The following is a 17,974-nucleotide window of genomic DNA, read 5'->3' on the forward strand; positions in this document are numbered from 1 at the left end:
AACCTGTTCTACTAAGGCGTGTGACTCCTGCCGCCGAAGCCCACCTGATCCAGGGCGAGCGCGTCGTCCTGCCCGTGCGGATCCGCGACGCCGCCGTCGCCTCCGCCATGTACACGGTCCCCGCGGCCTCGGCCCAGGCCGTCATCGCCTACTCCGGGCTCGAGATCGCCGAGACGCTGCCGGGCTGGGCGATCTGCTCGCTGGCCTTCGTCCGCTACGCCGACGGCGACCTCGGCCCGTACCACGAGTTCGCCGTCGCGTTCCTGGTCCGGCCGCCCGGCGCGGCCCGCCCGTCCGGCCTGCTGGACCGGGTGCGCGGCCTGGCGGGCATCGGCGCCTTCATCCACTGGCTGCCGGTCGACCAGAAGTTCACCCTGGAGGCCGGACGGTCGATCTGGGGCTTCCCCAAGGAGCTCGCCGACATCCCGATGGACCTGAGCGGACGGATCAACCGGTGCGCCGTCCGGTTCGGCGGCCGTACCGCGATCGAGCTGGCCGTCCGGCCCGGCGTCCCGATGCCCGGCGGCGCCGGGGCCCCCAAGGTCGACGCCTACTCCTGCATGGACGGGATCACCCGCCGCACGCCCTGGACGGTCGCCCCGTCCGGCGTCCGGCTCCGTCCCGGCGGCGCCCGGCTCCGCCTCGGCGACCATCCGGTGGCCGCCGAGCTGCGCGGGCTCGGCCTCGACCGCGCCCGCGCGCTCAGCTCCAGCACGGTCGGGCACCTCCGGATGACCTTCGAGGGGGCCGAGGAGATGCCCGGATGAAGCGGACGGCCCTGGTGACCGGTGCCGCGGCCGGAGAGGGCGGCCACTCCACGCTGTACCTCGGCGGGACCGCATAAGCTGTCTCATTCGCCCCGTCCCGGGGCGCGGCGGGGTCGCCCCCCGGTGGAGCACAGTCGCGAGGAGCAGCCTGCATGTCGTCCCCGGTCACCGGCCGGCCGTCGAGTCCCGCACGCACGGTCAAGGACAAGGAGATCGCCGCCGAGCAGCGCTACGTCGACGTGGCGTACGCGCGCCTGGAGGAGATGCGCGCGGACGCCCAGGCCATGATCCGCGAGGGCTACCGGCAGTCCCAGGCCGGCACCAAGGCTTCGCTGGTCGACCGCGACGCGATGGTGCACCAGGCGGCGCTGCGCGCCCAGGCGCTGGACGTGGCCGACGACGGCCTGGTGTTCGGCCGGCTCGACCTGGCCCGCCCCGAGTCCCCGGACGGCGACGACGACGCCGGGTACGGAGCCGGGAACGGCACCGGGAGCGGAGCCGAGGAGGGCGGCCGTCCCGGGCATCTGGAGAACGGCCGCGAGGTCCGCTACGTCGGCCGCGTCGGCGTCCGCACCCGCGACCACGACTCCCTGGTGATCGACTGGCGGGCGCCCGCCGCCGAGGACTTCTACCGCGCCACACCCGAGGACCCGCGCGGCGTGATCCGGCGCCGGGTGCTGCACTCGCGCGGGCACGCGGTGGTCGACCTGGAGGACGACCTGCTCGACCCGGGCGCGTCCGACGGGCTGACCGTGATCGGCGACGGCGCGTTCCTGGCCTCGCTGGCGCGCACCCGCGAGGGCGCGATGCGCGACATCGTGGCGACCATCCAGCGCGAGCAGGACGAGGTGATCCGCGCCCCGGCCGACGGCACCGTCCTGGTCCGCGGCGCCCCCGGCACCGGCAAGACGGCGGTGGCGCTGCACCGAGTGGCCTACCTGCTGTTCCGGCACCGGCGCCGGTTCGGCTCGCGCGGCGTGCTGGTCGTCGGGCCCAACCGCCGCTTCACCGCCTACATCGAACGGGTGCTGCCCTCGCTCGGCGAGGGCTCGGCGACGCTGCGGTCCCTCGGCGACCTGGTCGACGGCGCCACCGCCACCACGCACGACCCGCCCGAACTCGCCCGCCTCAAGGGCGCGGACGCCATGACGCGGGTGCTGCGCCGCGCGGTGGCCGATCGTCCGTCCGGCGCGCCGGACGAGCTGCGCGTGGTGTTCCGCGGCGTGGTCGTCCGGCTCGACCGGGCCCGCCTCGACAAGATCGCCGCCGAGGTGCACCGGCGCAGCCGGGGCGCCGTGAACGCGGCGCGCGGCCGAGCCGCCGAGGCCCTGCTCGACGCCCTGTGGGACCGCTTCGGCGACCTCGGCGGCCCCGACGCGGCCGAGTCCGCGGCCGACGGGAACGCCGGCCTGTGGAGCGCCATCCTCGCCGCCGACGGCCTGGCGCCCCTCGACGAGACCGAGCCCCACCGCAGCGGCACCAAGAACGGCGGCGGCGGCCGGAACGGGAGCGGGAACGGCGACGGCAGGCGCGGCCAGTTCGACGCCCGCGTCCGCGAGCAGCGGACGTTCACCGACTTCCTGGTCGCCTGGTGGCCGATCCGCCGCCCGATCGACGTGCTGCGCTCGCTCGGCGACCCCGAGCGGCTGCGCCGCGCGGCGGGCCGCGAGCTCGACCGCGGCGCGACGGCGCTGCTCGCCGCGTCCTGGACGGCCGCGCTCGCCGCCAGCCCCGGCGGCGCCGCGCCCCGCGCCCTGACCTACCAGGACATCGCGCTGCTCGACGAGATCGACGCGCTGCTCGGACCGCCGCCCCGCGCGTCCCGCCGCAGGGCGCCCGCCGACGGCGACCCCTACGTCGTCGACGGCGTCAACATCCTCACCGGCGAGGAGGTGGCCGACGAGTCCTGGGAGCCCGAGATGCAGGAGCTCACCACCTCCATCGAGCGGGTCGAGCGGTCCCGCCGGGTCGACGACGGCGTCGTCGAGGACCGTCCCGAGTACGCGCACATCGTGGTGGACGAGGCGCAGGACCTGTCCCCCATGCAGTGGCGGATGCTCGGCCGCCGCGGCCGGCAGGCGAGCTGGACCGTCGTCGAGGACCCCGCGCAGAGCGCCTGGGAGGACCTGCCCGCCGCCCGCGAGGCGATGGAGGCCGCGCTCGGCGACGCCGGGCAGCCCGCCGGACGGGGCGGCTCGCGGCGCGACCGGTCCCGGCGGCGGAAGGCGCCCGCCCCGCGCCGCGCCCGGCACGAGTACGAGCTGACCACCAACTACCGCAACTCCACCGAGATCGCGGCGGTGTCGGCCCGGGTGCTGGAGCTGGCGCTGCCCGACGCCCGGCCGGCCCGCGCGGTCCGCGACTCCGGCCTCGACCCGGTCGTCGGGGTGGTCCCCGCGACCGGGCTCGCGGCGGCGGCCCGCGACGCCGTCGACGCACTCCTCGACCAGGTCGAGGGCACCATCGGCGTCATCGTCCCGCTGCCCCGCGCGACCGCCGCCGCGCCCACCGGCGCCGCGCCCGCCGAGGACGACGGCCAGACCGCGCTGTCCTTCGGTGCGGACGACGCGGCCGGCCCGGCCCCGTCCGGCCCCGGCTGGACGCCCGCCGACCGCGAGCGGCTCGGCGCCGGGCTGCCCGAGCGGGTGCAGGTGCTGGACGTGCTGGAGGCCAAGGGCCTGGAGTTCGACGCCGCCGTGATCGTGGCGCCCGAGACCGTCGCCGCCCAGTCGCCGCGCGGCCTCCGGGTGCTGTACGTCGCGGTGTCGCGGGCCACCCAGCGGCTCACCGTGCTGACCGCCGACCCCGGCTGGCGCCGCACTCTGCTCGGCGAGACCTGACGAGCGCCCGCCGTCCCGCCGCGCGCGGCCAGGGCCGGGGCGGCGGGGCGGACGGTCAGATGATCGGGGGGCGCCCGGTGCGGGTCATCCGCCAGGCCGTCCGCCACGAGATCGGCCGGCGCGGCCCGGCGGGCTTGCGCCAGCCCTCCACGAAGCCCTTGAACCACGGCTTGAGGGCGCTCGGCCGGCGCTCGCGCAGCAGCGTCATGCCCACCCACACCGCCAGGTACGGCAGCGCGAGCAGCCACGGCAGGTTGCGCCGGGCCAGCCACACGCGGTTGCGCGCGTTGTAGCGGTAGAACATGTCGTGCCGCGTCGGCAGCACCGCCGGGTGGAACATCACGGCGGACGCGTCGTACACGATGCGGTAGCCGGCGTTCAGCACCTGCCAGGCGAGGTCGGTCTCCTCGTGCGCGTAGAAGAAGTCCTCGGGCAGCCCGCCCGCGGCGTCGAACGCGGCGCGGCGGACCGCGCAGGCGCCGCCGAGGAAGGTGGTGACGTCGGACGAGCGCTCGGGGTCGCCCGCGCGCAGCCGCGGCACGTGCCGCCGCTCGCCGCGTCCGCCCTCGGGGTCGCGGACGCGGAACGACACCACGCCGAGCCCGGGGTCGGCGCTGAACCGGTCGCGCAGGTGGATGCCGAGCCGGGTCGAGCGGTACCAGCCGTCGTCGTCCAGGAAGAGGACCACGTCGCCGCAGGACGCCTCGACGCCCCGGTTGCGCCCGGCGGGGATGCCGACGTTCTGCGGGAGCGTGAGGGTCTTGACCCGCTCGTCGTCGAACGGCGCCTGGCCGGCCCGGTCGCCGACCGGGTCGACGCCGTTGCCGACCAGGACGACCTCGACGTCCACGTGCTCCTGCTCCAGGGCGCTGCGCACCGAGCGGGAGAGCTCCTCGGGACGGTTGCCCATCGTGAGCACCACAACGCTGATCTTCACTTCAGTCTCCGGGAGGCCAGGATGCTGACCAGGTGCAGCAGCGTCTGCACGACCGCGACCGCCGCGACCGCGACCGCGAGGACGCGCATCGCCGCCGGGGTCTCGGTGCCGAGCACCACGTCGAGCACCGCCGCCCCCAGGATCAGCAGGGACAGCTCGACCGCGCCGATGATCCGGTGGAAGCGCAGCATGGACGCCGCCTGCCGGGCCAGCGCGATGCCGGTGGAGCGGGGCCGCAGCGCGCGGTCGCCGCCGACCGGGTCGGACGGCAGGCCGGACTTGGCGCGGGCCACCACCACGTTGTCGGTCTCGGCCTTGATCAGCGCGGCGCCGAGCGCGGCGACCAGGCCGAGCTCGGCGTAGCCGCCGTTGGTCCAGCCGCCCTGCGCGGCGAAACCGAGCCCGATGAGCAGCGACACCTCCGACAGGTAGTGGCCGATGCGGTCGAGGAACACGCCCGCCACCGAGGTCTGCCGCAGGTAGCGGGCGACCTCGCCGTCGACGCAGTCGAGCAGCAGGTAGAGCTGGATCAGCACCGCGCCGCCGAGCGCCGTCCACAGCGCGGCGGTGCCCGTCGCGGGCAGCGAGACCACCAGCCCGGCCAGCACGCCGCTGGCCATCATCAGGTAGGTGAGCTGGTTCGGGCTCAGCCCGACGCGCAGGAAGATCCAGTCGAAGTACGGCGACAGGTCGCGCATGTAGAGCCGGCCGGCCCAGTGCTCCTCGTTGCGCCGGTCCTTGAGGCCGGGCGGCTGCCCGTACCGCCGGATGTCGGCGATCGTGGCGGCCGTGCGCGGAGGGCGCGGGTCGTCGCCGGACGGGGCCGCGCCGTGCGCCGAGCCGTCCTCCGGACGGCCGGACCCGGGGAGCTCAGTCTCCATGGGCCTGGACATACTGTTCCACCGCCTTGCGGGTCGCGCCCTGGTCGAGGCCGAGGTGTTCCAAGATCGTATAGCGGCCGGGCCGGGTCTGCGGGGCGAACTGGACGGCCTCGGCGAACTGCTCGACGCTCAGCCCGACGTCGCCGGGGAAGCGCGGCAGGCCGTGCCGGCCGAGGCAGGCGAGGATCTCGGCCAGCCGCTCATCGCCCACCCCGAGGTGGGTGGCGCGCAGGTGGTAGCAGAACGCCGTGCCGATCCCGGCCAGCTCGCCGTGGTTGGCGGTGCCGGGGAAGAGCTGGTCGATCGCGTGCAGGATCTCGTGGTCGCCGCCGCTGGCCGGACGGGAGTCGCCCGCGAACGACATCGCCATCCCCGACAGCACCAGCCCCTCGGCCAGCACGGTCAGGAACCGGTCGGACCCGATCGAGCCGGGCTGGTACAGCAGGGCCTCGGCGGCGGTGCGCGCCACGGTGAGCGCCAGCCGGTCGATCCGCTCGCCGACCGCGTCGGCGGCCAGCAGCCAGTCGTCCACCGCGGAGAAGTTGCTGACCACGTCGCCGATTCCGGCCCGGACGAGCCGTTCGGGGGCGGCCCGCACGTAGTCGAGGTCGACGACCATCGCCAGCGGCATGACCACGCCGAACGAGCCCTTGCCCTTCTCGTGGGTGAGGGAGGCGACCGGGGAGCAGATCCCGTCGTGCGACAGGTTGGTGGCGACCGAGACCATCGGGATGCCCGACAGCGTCGCCGCGTACTTGGTCGCGTCGATCGTCCGGCCGCCGCCGATGCCGATCACCGCCTCGTACGACCCGGCGCGCAGCTTGGACCCGAGGCTGACCGCGGCGTCGACGGTGCCGCCCTCGACGTGGAACACCTCGCAGGCGGCCAGTGAGCCGCGCACGTGCTCGGCGATCTGGTCGCCCTGGCCGGGCCCCACCGCGATGGCCACCCGGCCCTCGGTGGCGATCCGCCGGTCGGCGAGCAGTTCGCCGAGGGCCGCGATCGCCCCGCGCCGCACATCGATGGACAGCGGTGCGGTCAGCATTCGCGTCAGCAGGGGCATGTGCCTCCTCGCTCGGATCTTCGGTCGGCTCGGAACACCCCGGCCACCACGCCGGGGGGCGCCGGGAAGTGGGGGCCCGGCGCCGCGGCCCGCGGGTCAGTAGCCCTTGGCGATCCGGCGGGCCTTCTCCAGGTCCTCGTGGTTGTCGACCTCGACCCAGGAGACCTCGCCGATCGGCGCGACCGCGATCGTGCCGCCGCGGTTGACCAGCTCCTGGTAGCCGTCCTCGTAGTAGAGGTCCGGATCGCGCTCCCACGTCGCCTTGAGCGCGCCCGCCAGCGGCTCGGCCGCGGCGGGCTCGATCAGCGTGGCGCCGATGTACTCGCCGGCCGCGGTGGCCGGGTCCATCAGCTTGGTGATGGTCTGGATGTGCCCCGCGCCGTCGAGGGTGACCTTCATCTCCTCGTCGGCCAGCGTCTTCACGTTGTCCACGGCCAGGAGGATGTCGGCGCCGCGGCCCGCCAAGAGGGTCTTCTCGACGCTCACCGGATGCACCGTGTCGCCGTTGACCATGAGGACGCCCTTGGAGAAGTGCTCGCGCGCCAGCCACATGGAGTAGGCGTTGTTCCACTCCTCGGCCTTGTCGTTGTGCACGAGGGTGAGGGACACGCCGTAGCGGTCCTCCAGGGCGGCCTTGCGCTCCTCGACCGCGCCGGCCTGGTAGCCGACGACGATGACCACGTCCGTCAGCCCGACCTCGGCCAGGTTGCCCAGCGCGATGTCCAGGATCGTGGTCTCCCCGTCGACGGGGACCAGCGCCTTGGGCAACGTGTCGGTGTAGGGCCGCAGCCTCCGGCCCGCGCCCGCCGCCAGCACCATGCCGATCATGCTTCCACTTCCTCCAGGTCGACCATCACGCCGCTGTCGCGACCGGTCCGCGCCCACGTCATGACGCTCTCGCCCGCGAACAACACGCCAAGGTAGACGGCGAGCGCCGCGTACGCGAACGGAAGGAGCCCGGAGAGGCCCGTGAAGGCCACAATGAGCATCCGGCCCTCCCAGCCGAGCCCGGCGCGGAAAATCCACTCGGGCGGCCGGAGTCCCTGGCGGGTGCGGTACACGGTGTCGTAGTGGTGGAACGCCAGAACCGCGACCAGCACGTAGACGAGCGGTGCCGATACTCCCTGCGCGAACCCCAATACGGTGAGGCAACCATACTCGATCCCGCGGATTATGGGCGGTACGAGGCAATCCATCCGGCCGTCGTGCGGATGGGTCGAGGCGGGCCCGGTCAGCAGCAGCACCACCACCGGGGCGAACAGCGCCGGGCCGCGCACGTCGCCCACCCCGGCGGAGAGCAGCACCACGGTGACGACCAGCGCGATCGTCGCGCCGGGCAGCGGCGGGAGCTGTCCCCGCGCCAGCCGGCCCAGCGCCCGGCAGATCGGGCCGTCGTCACGGTAGATCTGCAACCGTTCCGGCGGCGCCAGCGGCGCGGGCCGCGGCCGGGCCGGCCGCGACGGCGCGGAAGGGCGCGGTGCGGGCTCGCGGGTCAGCGACGTCATCGGGCGACCGCCCGCGCGATCCGTCCAACCAGGCTGTACAGCGCGGCGACCGATCCCCACGCCAGCAGCGCGGCGAAGGTCATCCGGGCATTGCCCAGCGCCGCGGTGACCGAGATCAGCGCGAACCGCTCGCCGATCGGCAGCGTCAGGAGCCGCTGCGCCCAGCCCGCCCGGCCGTCCAGCGGCGGCGGCGCGGGCGCGCTCTCCAGGCCGGAGGAGTCGACCATGTACCGGACGGTCTGGAGCGCCATCGCCGCCACCGCCAGCCCCCACACGCTCCCGGCGTGGACGGAGGAGTCCGGCGGGGCAGCGGCCGCCCCGACCGCCAGCCCCGCGTACACCGCGTACTCCTTGGCCCGGTCGCCGATCGCGTCCATCCAGGCGCCGAGCGGGCTGACCATCCGGCGGTAGCGGGCGAGCTGCCCGTCGACGCAGTCGAGGACAAACGCGAGGTAGAACAGCACCGCCCCGACCACCATCCCGGTACGGGTGCCGGCCGCGAACCACAGCGCCGCCAGCAGCCCGACTGCCAGGGAGATCAACGTCACCGTGTTGGGCGTCAGCCCCTCGCGCGCCGCCCAGCGGGTGACGGCCTGCGCGCGGCCGGCCGTGCGGGTGCCGACCGGGCCGCCGCCGGGATTGATCGCGGCGTCCATCCGGATCCGGTCCTCGTCGACGGACCCGGCCTCGGCGAGCGCGGCCAGCGCCGCGTCCTCGGTGCCGGCCCGCACGCACACGAGCCCCTCGCCGGGGCACGGGGCGACCGGCACCCCGTCGCGCGCCAGGCCCAGCCGCAGCAGTTCGGCCGTGTGCTTGGGCACCGCCGCCGGACGGTCGCCGGGCGGGCCGCCGAACAGGTCCACCGCCAGCCGCTCGGCCAGCTCGGCTAGCGTCTCGACGCGGGCCCGGCCGACGCGCAGCAGCCCCGGCGCGGTCCCCGCCACGGGGACGGTCCGCGCGTCGACGAGCAGCCGGCTCAGCAGCTCGCCGTTCGCGACCAGGTCGCCGGGCAGCAGCACGACCGGCGCGGTGGTGCCGCGCGTCAGCCGGGCGATCTCCCGCAGGTCGGCGGCCGTGTCCTCGCACTCGATGACGTCGTGGCCGTCCTTGCGCAGCGCGGGGGCCAGATCGGGACGGGTCACGATCCGCCGTTCCGGTACCTTGAGCGTGGCCAGCTGGTCGCACAGGCGTGTCAGCACCGTCGGCGCCTCGGGGCCGTCCCCGCACGGCAGGACGGCCGTGGGGACCGGATCGGCCCCCGTTCCGGTCCGCCCGGTCGCGATGATCACCGCTATGGTCATCGGCGCCTCCGGCCTCGTCTGGCCGCACCGCGAAGACAGGGAACAAGGGTGCGGGCGGCTACACAGCGTATCCCTCAGATGACACTACGTCACAAGAGACCGTGTTCACCGGCCGGGGCGCCCGGCGCGATACCGGATAGAGGAGACATGACGACGCAGACGGTGGCGGTGGTGCTCGCGGGCGGCACCGGGCAGCGGGTGGGCGGCCCGCTGCCCAAGCAGCTCATCGAGGTCGGCGGACGGCCGATCCTGGCGCACGCGATCGCGGCCTTCGACTCCCATCCCGGCGTCGACGAGGTGCTGGTCGTGATGGCGGCCGGGCACATCCGCGCCGCCGCCGCGCTCGCCGCGCCGTTCCGCGCGGTGATCGCGGTGCTCGAGGGCGGCGACACCCGGACCGCCTCCACCGCCGCCGCGCTCGGCGCGCTGGCCGGGCGGCCGGACGGCACCCGGGTGCTGCTCCACGACGCGGCCCGCCCGTTCGTCGGCCGCGGCGTGATCGACCGGGTGCTGGCCGCGCTGGACGAGCACGACGCGGTCGCGGTGGGCGTCCCGTCCCCCGACACGATCGTGGAGGTGGCCGGCGGGCTGGTCGCCGCGATGCCGCCGCGCGCGTCGATGAGCCGCTTCCAGACCCCGCAGGGCTTCCGGCTCGGCACCCTGCGCGCGGCCTACGAGCTGGCGCTCGCCGATCCGGACCTGCTCGCCACCGACGACTGCGGCGTGGTGCATCGTTATCTCCCGGACGTGCCGATCCGGGTGGTGGAGGGCAGCGAGCGCAACCTCAAGGTCACCCGCCCCCTGGACGTGCTCGTCGCCGAGCATCTCGCCACCGACCCCCCGGAGACCCCGTGATCTTCGAGCACACCCCCACCGTCATCGGCCACCGCGGCGCCGGCAAGGGGAGGACCGAGAACACGCTGCCCGCGATACTCGCCGCCATCGCGGCCGGCCTGTCGTGGGTCGAGATCGACGTCACCCGCACCGCCGACGACGGCCTGGTGCTGCGGCACGACCCCACCACCGCGGACGGCGCGTTCCTGGTCGACGTCCCGGCCGCGGGCAGCGGCCTGCTCCGGCTGGAGGAGCTCTTCGCGGAGCTGCCGCCCGAGGTCGCGGTCGACGTGGACGTCAAGACGGTGCTGGAGGACGCGGTCGACGCCCCGTCCCGGCGCACCGGCGCGCTGCTCCTGCCGCTGCTGCGCCGCGAGGCCCGGCGCCGTCCGCTGCTGGTCACCTCGTTCGACCCGTCGCTGCTGCTGCACCTGCGCGACGAGCTGCCGGAGGTGCCGCTCGGCCTGCTGACCTGGCTGCGGTTCCCGCTCTGGCACGCCGTCCCCGCGGCGGCCGGGCTGGGCCTCCAGGCGGTCGCCGTGCACACCGGCTCCTGCGGCTTGGACCACCCCGACACCCGGCTGCGCCCGCTGGAGCAGTGCGTCGACATGACGCACAAGGCCGGCCTGGAGTTCGTCGCCTGGTGCCCCAGCGCCGAACGGGCCCCCGACTACGCGGCGGCCGGGGTCGACGCGATGGTCGTCGACGACGTCCCCGGCGTGGTCGCCGCGCTGGCCTGACCCCGTCCGGGGTGGCCCGCGTCAGGCAGGCGGGCGGCCCGCGCCGCGCCGGTCGTCGCCCCCGCCGTACATCTGCGTCCACTCGCCCGCCGGCTCGTCCGCCCCGGACTCGCCGGCCGCCGACGGCGCCCCGGACCCGGGGGCGGCCCCGCCGGACCCGCCGTCGTTGGGCGGCAGCGGGACGGCTCCGTGGCCCTGCTGCTGGGGCGGCTGCCACGGCTGGTCCTGCGCATGCCGGCCGATCGCGGGCTGACCCAACTGGGGCGCCGGAGGGGTGTCCATGCGCGCGGGAGGCGGTCCCTGCGGTCCGGGCGGCGGCGGCCCGTAGGGACCGGCGAACGCCGGTGCCCCTGAGACCGGACGGCTCGAACGGGCCGACCAGCGCGACGGTGCCAGGGACGCGACGACGAGGGCGACGCCGATGACCAACAGCAGGCCGAGAGACGCCGCGGTGGTGTAGCCGTAGTCCAGCTCATCGGGCAGCTTGCGCGCCGTGTGGATCATCGCCCAGCGGGGCGCGACGGCCCACAGCAGCCCGAGGGCCGTCAGCACGAACCCGGGGATCAGCGACGCCAGCGGCGACAGGCGCGACCCCATGACGAGCCCGAGCACGACGGCGACGGCCACGAGCACAGCCGCCGAGGTCAACTGCTCGGATCCCGCGTCCCGCATGAGGAACATCCGGACCAAGCGGCTCATCCGGTAGGTCCCGAAGCACAATCCGGCCAGGACCAGGGGCGTGGCGATCAGTCCGATCACCACGCCGAGCCCGTGACGTGCACCGTTGGTCATGGCCACCTCTTCGTGGATCGGGGCGCGATGGCGCCAAACCTAACCCTCAGACGTGCCCGAGACCAGCAAAGTTCAGCCGATTTGTCAGTTTTTCGACGGACTCGGCTGCCCGAGGCCGGGCGGACTGGTAAGGAAGCCCACCCCCCACGAGACGTGCATGGTGGCGAACACCAGCGGCAGCCGGACCCAGGCCGCCACCGGCAGGCCCCGTCCCTCGACCGCGGCGCCGGCCACGACCGCGACCGCGTAGCCGCCGGGCAGGATCCAGCCCGGCCAGAAGCCGAACGCGCCCGCCACCGCGCCCGCCGCCATCGCCAGCACCGCCGCCGGCGGCGCCAGGTAGCGCGGGTTGAGCGTGCCCTGGTGCTCGCGCCCGACGACCCGGCGCCAGCGGCCGGTGTGGAAGTACTGCTTGGCCAGCGCCCGCAGGTTGGGCCGCGGCCGGTAGGTGACCCGCATCCGCGGGGTGAAGAAGATCCGCCCGCCGCTCTGCCGGATCCGGTGGTTCATCTCCCAGTCCTGCGCGCGCACGAACGTCTCGTCGTAGCCGCCGACCCGCTCCAGCGCGCTGCGCCGGAAGGTGCCGAGATAGACGGTCTCGACCTCGCCGGCCTCGCCGCCGGTGTGGAACCGGGCGTTGCCGACGCCGAGCCTGGACGTCATCGCGCGCGCCACGGCCTGCTCGAACCCGGTGACGCCCTCGGCCGCCATGATGCCGCCGACGTTGTCGGCGCCGGTCTCCTCCATCGTCTCGACCGCGGCGCGGACGTAGTCGGCGGGCAGCAGCGAGTGGCCGTCGACGCGGACGATGATCGAGTACTGGGACGACTTGATCGCGATGTTGAGGCCCTGCGGGGTGCGGCCGGTCGGGTTGGCGACCACCACGATGCGCGGGTCCTCGGTGGCCAGGTGCCGGCAGATCTCCTCGGTCCGGTCCCGGGACGGGCCGACCGCGAGGACCAGTTCCAGCTCACCCGGATAGTCCTGGGTGAGGATGCGCCGGACGGCGTCGGTCAGGTGCCGTTCCTCGTTCAGCACCGGCATGACCACCGACACCGCGGGCCACGTGCGGTCACCGGTGCCGGCCTGTGGCTCCGGCTGCTGGCTGTGCTGAGCGCTCTGCGCGCGGGGCGAGGGATTCATCTGGGCTCGCGGGCACACCCCGGCCATGGACCGAGGGACGGCCCCTCTTCCTCTCTCTTGCAAGCGGGTCCGCGACGCACCCGCTCGACCCTGGTGAGCGCGGGCAGCCGGGGTGGAGGTCAAGACGGCGCCACGTTACTGCAAGGACACGAAGGCCCGGTAGCGAACGGACGGGTGTCCCCCACTTTAGAGTGGTGGGCACTCGGGTCAGAACACGCGGATGAGGCATCGGGAGGCGGGCCGCCAGAATGGCAGACGGGCACGACTCGGATCGTGGCGACGCCGATCCCCTTGAGCGCTACTTCCGCCCGCGCCCCGCGGGCGGCGACGCCGCCGGCGACGGCGACGACATCGAAGGCGTGACCGTCGAGGGCGTCCCCGCGCCCCGGGTGGCGGTCGACAGGCCGCGCGGCCCGCGCCGGCCGGGCCCGGGGCTGAGCCCGCGGGCCGCGATGAGCGCCCGGCGGCAGCGCCGCTTCCTGATGGTGACCGGGACGATGTCGGCGTTCGTCCTGCTGACCTCCGGCGGCGCCTGGGCCTTCCAGAACTACGTGAGCGCGGCGATCGACAAGGTCAAGGTCGGCGGGCTCGGCAAGGGCGGCGACACGCCGAAGGGCGCGATGACCATCCTGGTCGCCGGCGTCGACCGCCGCGACGGGCTGACCAAGGAGCAGCAGCGCGCGGCCAAGCTGGGCCACGAGCCGGGCGAGCGGTCCGACACCATGCTGCTGGTGCACGTCTCGCGCGACCACGACCGGATCTCCGTCGTGAGCCTGCCGCGCGACTCCTACGTCACCATCCCCGCGCACAAGTCCAACGGCACCGAGGGCGCCAAGGGCGCGCGGATCGGGGCCCGTCCCGGCAAGCTCACCTGGGCCTACCAGTTCGGCGGCCCCGACCTGACCGTCGACACGATCAAGAAGTCCACCGGCGTGTCGATCGACCACTACGTCGAGGTCAACTTCTACGGCTTCGTTAACATGGTCGACGCGCTCGGCGGCGTGGACGTCTGCACCGAGCAGGCGATCAACGACAGGAAGAGCGGCCTCCAGCTCCCGTCCGGCAAGTCCCACGTCGACGGCCTCAAGGCGCTCGGCTTCGCCCGCGCCCGCTACACCCTGACCGGCGGCAGCGACCTCGGCCGCATCGACCGCCAGCAGCAGTTCATGGCCTCGATGATGAAGCAGGCCCTGTCCACCAAGACCCTGAGCGACCCGGTGAAGTCGACCCGGTTCCTGAACGCGGCGCTCAAGTCGCTGCGGGTCGACCCGAAGCTCGCCAAGAACCTGCCGGGCCTGGCCGACCAGATGAAGGACCTGTCCACCGACAAGCTCACCTTCGGCAAGGTCCCCCTGTCCAACCCGGCCTACGACGTCGTGCTGTGGAACGCCGCGACCCCCCAGTCGACGGTGCAGTGGGACCAGGGCAAGGCCGACGACCTGTTCACCAAGATCCGCCGCGACCAGCCGATGGAGAAGGAGGACAAGCCCGAGCCGAGCCCGTCCCCCACCGCCGCGGACGCCCCCACCGTTCCCCCGGACGAGATCGAGCTGCGCGTCCTCAACGCGATCGGCACCAGGGGCCTGGCCACCCAGGCGGGCGCCAACCTGCACAAGGTCGGCTTCAAGACCACCGTGGTCCCGGGCGTGGCCCGCCGCGGCCTCCAGAAGACGGTGATCCAGTACGGTCCCGGCCGCAAGGACTCGGCCAAGACCGTCGCCGCCGCCATCCCCGGCGCCAAGATCAAGCAGATCGACTCGCTGGGCTCCCGCGTCCAGGTCCTGGTCGGCGCCAACTGGGACGGGGCCGAGAAGGTCAAGACCACCCCCTCGTCGTCGCCCACGTCCGAGAGCCCCGCCGCGGAGACCGGCACCGCCACCCAGAAGCTCTGCAAGTGACCCGCCCGGCGGACGACTCCCACCGTCCGCCGGGCCGTCCCGGGCTCGCCGCGTCATGGGCCGGGCAGATTCCCTGACATCGCCCGTGACATCCGGCTCTGCCCCGACATAAGAGGGCAGACGGCCAGGGACGGGGGAATGCGTGCGCGGTGACGTGGATTTCACGCGGATGTTCGAGGAGCACTACGAAGCGGTGCTGCGCTACGCCTGGCGGCGGGTCGGGGCCACCGACGCGTCCGATGTCGCCGCCGAGACCTTCCGCATCGCGTGGGAGAAGCGCAGCCGCTGCCCGGTGGACAAGCCGCTGCCCTGGCTCTACGCCACCGCGCGCAACGTGACGCAGAACCTGCGCCGCCGCGAACGCCGCCGCGAGGCCCTGCCGCTGCATGAGGACGCCGCGTCCGAGACCGACCACGCCGGCGCCGTGGTGAACCGCGAGGCGGCGATCGCCGCGTTGAACACCCTCAAGCCCGCCGACCGCGAGCTCGTCCTGCTGGTCTCCTGGGAGGGCCTCGATCTGCGCCAGGCGGCGGCGGTGGTCGGCATCACCCGCGCGGCGGCCGGGATGCGCCTGCACCGGGCCCGCGACCACCTGCGCCGCGCGCTCGCGGGCACGCCGGAGCCCGCCGCCTACGAGGAGAGGTTCTCATGAACGACATCGAACAGATCAGAGCCATGATCGGTGAGCACGACCCGGCCCGGGACGTCCGCGCGACGGGAGCGCAGGGCATCCTGGACGAGGTGACCCGGGCCGCGGCACCGCCCGCGCGGCGTCGGCGCCGGCGCCTGGCCTTCGCCCTGCCGGCCACGGCGGCGCTCGCGGCCTCGCTCGTCGCCGTGTCCGCCATCGGCTGGCCCTCCACGCCGATGGGCCCGCGGCCGGCCCAGGCGCTGTCCCTGCACCGGACGGGAGGGAGCATCGAGGTGCGGATCATCGACCCGGACGCGGACCCGGCCCGCTACCGCCGGGAGTTCGCCGCGGCGGGCCTGGACGTGGACCTGCGGATGCTGCCCGCCTCCCCCGGCCTCGTCGGCCGGATGGCCTCCTACAGCGCGCCCGGAACGCGCGTCCCTCCCCCCATCAAGGTGCTCGACGCCGACCGGGCCTGCGGCGACACGTGGTGCCCGTCCGGCGTCAGCCTCCCGAAGGGCCTGAGGCAGCGGATCGAGCTGACGTTCGGCCGGCCGGCCAGGCCCGGCGAGGGCTACGTGCTCACCGGGTCGGCGGGGTCCGGCAAGGGCTACTCGATCACCGGCGATCCGAAGGCGCCCCACGAACCGCTCGCCGGCCTGACGCTCCGCGACCGGACCGTGGCCGACGTCCGCCGCGACCTCGCCGCACGCCGGTTCCCGGTAGGCCGCTACCTGGCCGCCCCGCCCGAGCCGCGCCCGGCGCAGTGGTCCTACGACGAGCACGTCCTCAAGCCCGCGGACGTGTCGGGCACCTGGTACGTGACCGACGCGTGGCTCGGCAGGACCAAGGGCACCGTCGAACTCGCCGTCGCCCCCACCAAGCGCTGAGGCGCTCACGTGGATTCGACCCGTCCGAGCGGGTCGGGGCCGGCCGTCAGCGCGTCACGCGCCGCCTGCCAGGCGGGGTCCCCGGGGTAGAGCTCGCTGCGGAGGTAGGCCCAGGTGAGCCGCTGGACGGCGGCCACTCGCTCGGGGTTCTCGTCCGTGGTCTCGGCGACGTCGTATCCGGAGATCCCGCCGAGCCCGTGCTCGGCGCCGAACAGGGTGAGCAGGGACTTGGGGCCCGGGGAGAGGAAGTACGGGTCGGCGTGCCAGTCCGGCCCCTGGACCGTCAGGTGGGCGGAGGCGTCCTTGTCGCCGGCGACCACGAGCGTGGGGGTCGTCATCGTGGAGAAGTCCGGGGTCAGCATGAAGAGGTAGTTCTCGGCCGCGAACCTGCTGAGGGCGTCGCCGCCTCGGCCGGGCGCGGCGAGCAGGACGCCCGCCTTGATCCGAGGCTCGGCCAGGTTCACTTCGGTTCCGTCGTCCGGGTCGGTGAGCCGGGCGCCCAGCAGCAGGCTCGCGGTGTGCCCGCCCATCGAGTGCCCGGCCACGGCGACCCTGTCGTGGTCCAGGCGCCCGCTGAGCTGCGGGACGGCGGCCTCGATCTCGTCGAGCCGGTCGAGGACGAGCGTCATGTCCTCGGCCCGTGACCGCCAGTACAGGGGCGCCCCGGGGGTGCCGTGGTCCAGGCTCAGCGTCGTGGAGCTCAGATGGGTGGGCTGGATCACGGCGAAGCCGTGCGCCGCCCAGAAGTCGACGAGGGGGGCGTAGCCGTTCAGCGAGGAGAGGTTGTTCGAGTGGCCCTGGCCGTGCGACAGGAGGATGACCGGCAGGTCGCCCCCGGTCACGGGCACGGAGACCCGCATCTCCAGGTCGACGGCCCGGCCGGGTGCCGGCAGCACCACCGGACCGACCGACAGGACCGGAGTGGGCGGGCTGAAGGCATGGGTCGATTCGCTCACGGTGCGTGTTCCCTTCATGGGCCTCTGCCGCCGGTCCCGTTCGGCCGGCGGAGGCGTTCAGGCGCGTCCGGCTTCAGCTAGACTAAAGCGGAGCGTTGTTCCGATTAACATACGGAGCAGTGTTCCGTTTTGTCAACCGGGGCCGGAAGGAGAGCGTGGTGCCCACTACAGGCCAGTCCGGAGAGGTACCGGCCCGGCGCAAGCGCGCCGACGCGGTGCGCAACCAGCAGGCGCTTCTCGCCGCCGCCGCCGCGGTGTTCGTCACCTCCGGCGTGGACGCGCCGATCCGCGAGATCGCGGCCAAGGCGGGCGTCGGGATGGGCACGATCTACCGCCACTTCCCGACCCGGGCGGACCTCGTCGTCGCCGTCTACCGCCACCAGGTCGAGGCATGCGCCGAGGCCGGCCCGAGCCTGCTGGACAGCGCCGGCTCCCCGTTCGCGGCACTCCGCCAGTGGGTCGACCTCTTCGTCGACTTCCTGGTCACCAAGCACGGGCTCGCCAACGCGCTGCAATCGGACGACAGCGGCTTCGAGGCGCTGCACACCTACTTCCTCGACCGCCTGGTGCCCGTCTGCGCGCACCTGCTCGACGCCGCGGCCGACGCCGGCGAGATCAGGCCCGGCACGCACGCGTTCGAGCTGATGCGCGGCATCGGCAACCTCTGCATCGGGCATGACACCGATCCCCGCTACGACCCCCGCCGCCTGGTCGACCTGCTCCTTCGGGGACTACAGGCGGCGACACCTTGATCTCAAGTGCACTTGAGGTCCCACTCTGCGCCCCTGTTACGGAC

17 protein-coding genes are annotated in these 17,974 nt (G+C 74.2%); 8 read left to right on the forward strand and 9 right to left on the reverse strand.

All coding sequences use genetic code 11. The annotated features are described in order from the left end of the window. Positions 1-20: 20 nt before the first annotated feature. The gene (locus QP090_RS28255) at positions 21-767 is read left to right on the forward strand and encodes an acetoacetate decarboxylase family protein (RefSeq protein ID WP_285942498.1); all 747 of its coding nucleotides are present in this window, start codon (positions 21-23) and stop codon (positions 765-767) included. 152 nt (positions 768-919) lie between these two features. Beyond that, complete coding sequence (locus tag QP090_RS28260) at positions 920-3,607, forward strand: HelD family protein (protein ID WP_285942499.1); 2,688 nt, start codon at positions 920-922, stop codon at positions 3,605-3,607. A 55-nt stretch (positions 3,608-3,662) separates the two neighbouring features. On the opposite strand, the gene QP090_RS28265 is transcribed toward QP090_RS28260, so the two are convergent. From QP090_RS28265 to QP090_RS28290, 6 genes are all read right to left on the reverse strand, one after another. Beyond that, complete coding sequence (locus QP090_RS28265; protein WP_329522332.1) at positions 3,663-4,544, reverse strand: glycosyltransferase family 2 protein; 882 nt, start codon at positions 4,542-4,544, stop codon at positions 3,663-3,665. Beyond that, positions 4,541-5,425, reverse strand: coding sequence for a CDP-alcohol phosphatidyltransferase family protein (locus QP090_RS28270; RefSeq protein WP_285942501.1), 885 nt, complete (start codon positions 5,423-5,425; stop codon positions 4,541-4,543). Before QP090_RS28270 ends, QP090_RS28265 begins: the two co-directional genes overlap by 4 nt. Then, a complete protein-coding gene (locus QP090_RS28275; protein WP_285942816.1) occupies positions 5,415-6,470 on the reverse strand; it encodes an iron-containing alcohol dehydrogenase family protein in 1,056 nt (351 codons plus the stop codon). Before QP090_RS28275 ends, QP090_RS28270 begins: the two co-directional genes overlap by 11 nt. 114 nt (positions 6,471-6,584) lie before the next feature. Further along, complete coding sequence (locus QP090_RS28280) at positions 6,585-7,316, reverse strand: phosphocholine cytidylyltransferase family protein (protein ID WP_285942502.1); 732 nt, start codon at positions 7,314-7,316, stop codon at positions 6,585-6,587. Beyond that, entirely contained in the window at positions 7,313-7,993 is a 681-nt protein-coding gene (locus QP090_RS28285; protein WP_285942503.1) for a DUF5941 domain-containing protein, read from the reverse strand. The genes QP090_RS28280 and QP090_RS28285 overlap by 4 nt, the downstream gene beginning before the upstream one ends. After that, positions 7,990-9,294: a CDP-alcohol phosphatidyltransferase family protein gene (locus QP090_RS28290; RefSeq protein ID WP_285942505.1), complete on the reverse strand. Its 1,305-nt coding sequence runs from the start codon at positions 9,292-9,294 to the stop codon at positions 7,990-7,992. Before QP090_RS28290 ends, QP090_RS28285 begins: the two co-directional genes overlap by 4 nt. Positions 9,295-9,441: 147 nt before the next feature. On the opposite strand from QP090_RS28290, the gene ispD reads away from it, so the two are divergent. Continuing rightward, on the forward strand, positions 9,442-10,149 hold the full coding sequence (ispD, locus tag QP090_RS28295; RefSeq protein ID WP_285942507.1) for a 2-C-methyl-D-erythritol 4-phosphate cytidylyltransferase: 708 nt from the start codon (positions 9,442-9,444) through the stop codon (positions 10,147-10,149). Continuing rightward, positions 10,146-10,868 carry a glycerophosphodiester phosphodiesterase gene (locus QP090_RS28300; RefSeq protein ID WP_285942508.1) on the forward strand — a complete coding sequence of 241 codons (723 nt, stop codon included), beginning with the start codon at positions 10,146-10,148 and terminating at the stop codon, positions 10,866-10,868. Before ispD ends, QP090_RS28300 begins: the two co-directional genes overlap by 4 nt. A 21-nt stretch (positions 10,869-10,889) precedes the next feature. Here QP090_RS28300 and QP090_RS28305 read toward each other — a convergent pair whose 3' ends face one another. After that, a complete protein-coding gene (locus QP090_RS28305; protein WP_285942509.1) occupies positions 10,890-11,660 on the reverse strand; it encodes a hypothetical protein in 771 nt (256 codons plus the stop codon). Between the two features lie 84 nt (positions 11,661-11,744). Continuing rightward, the gene (locus QP090_RS28310) at positions 11,745-12,803 is read right to left on the reverse strand and encodes a glycosyltransferase family 2 protein (RefSeq protein WP_285942510.1); all 1,059 of its coding nucleotides are present in this window, start codon (positions 12,801-12,803) and stop codon (positions 11,745-11,747) included. Positions 12,804-13,051: 248 nt separating this feature from the next. Here QP090_RS28310 and QP090_RS28315 point away from each other — a divergent pair, with 248 nt between their 5' ends. The 3 genes from QP090_RS28315 to QP090_RS28325 all read left to right on the forward strand — a co-directional run bounded on the left by QP090_RS28315 (position 13,052) and on the right by QP090_RS28325 (position 16,222). Then, on the forward strand, positions 13,052-14,701 hold the full coding sequence (locus QP090_RS28315; protein ID WP_285942511.1) for an LCP family protein: 1,650 nt from the start codon (positions 13,052-13,054) through the stop codon (positions 14,699-14,701). A 154-nt stretch (positions 14,702-14,855) separates the two neighbouring features. Further along, complete coding sequence (locus QP090_RS28320; RefSeq protein WP_285942512.1) at positions 14,856-15,353, forward strand: RNA polymerase sigma factor; 498 nt, start codon at positions 14,856-14,858, stop codon at positions 15,351-15,353. Continuing rightward, the gene (locus QP090_RS28325) at positions 15,350-16,222 is read left to right on the forward strand and encodes a hypothetical protein (protein ID WP_285942513.1); all 873 of its coding nucleotides are present in this window, start codon (positions 15,350-15,352) and stop codon (positions 16,220-16,222) included. Before QP090_RS28320 ends, QP090_RS28325 begins: the two co-directional genes overlap by 4 nt. A 5-nt stretch (positions 16,223-16,227) precedes the next feature. On the opposite strand, the gene QP090_RS28330 is transcribed toward QP090_RS28325, so the two are convergent. Beyond that, entirely contained in the window at positions 16,228-17,196 is a 969-nt protein-coding gene (locus QP090_RS28330) for an alpha/beta hydrolase family protein (protein ID WP_432763083.1), read from the reverse strand. A 140-nt stretch (positions 17,197-17,336) separates the two neighbouring features. Here QP090_RS28330 and QP090_RS28335 point away from each other — a divergent pair, with 140 nt between their 5' ends. Continuing rightward, entirely contained in the window at positions 17,337-17,930 is a 594-nt protein-coding gene (locus QP090_RS28335; protein WP_285942515.1) for a TetR/AcrR family transcriptional regulator, read from the forward strand. The last annotated feature ends 44 nt before the right edge of the window (positions 17,931-17,974 follow it).

It is taken from the genome of Actinomadura xylanilytica (assembly GCF_030283145.1).
GTDB lineage: Bacteria > Actinomycetota > Actinomycetes > Streptosporangiales > Streptosporangiaceae > Spirillospora > Spirillospora xylanilytica.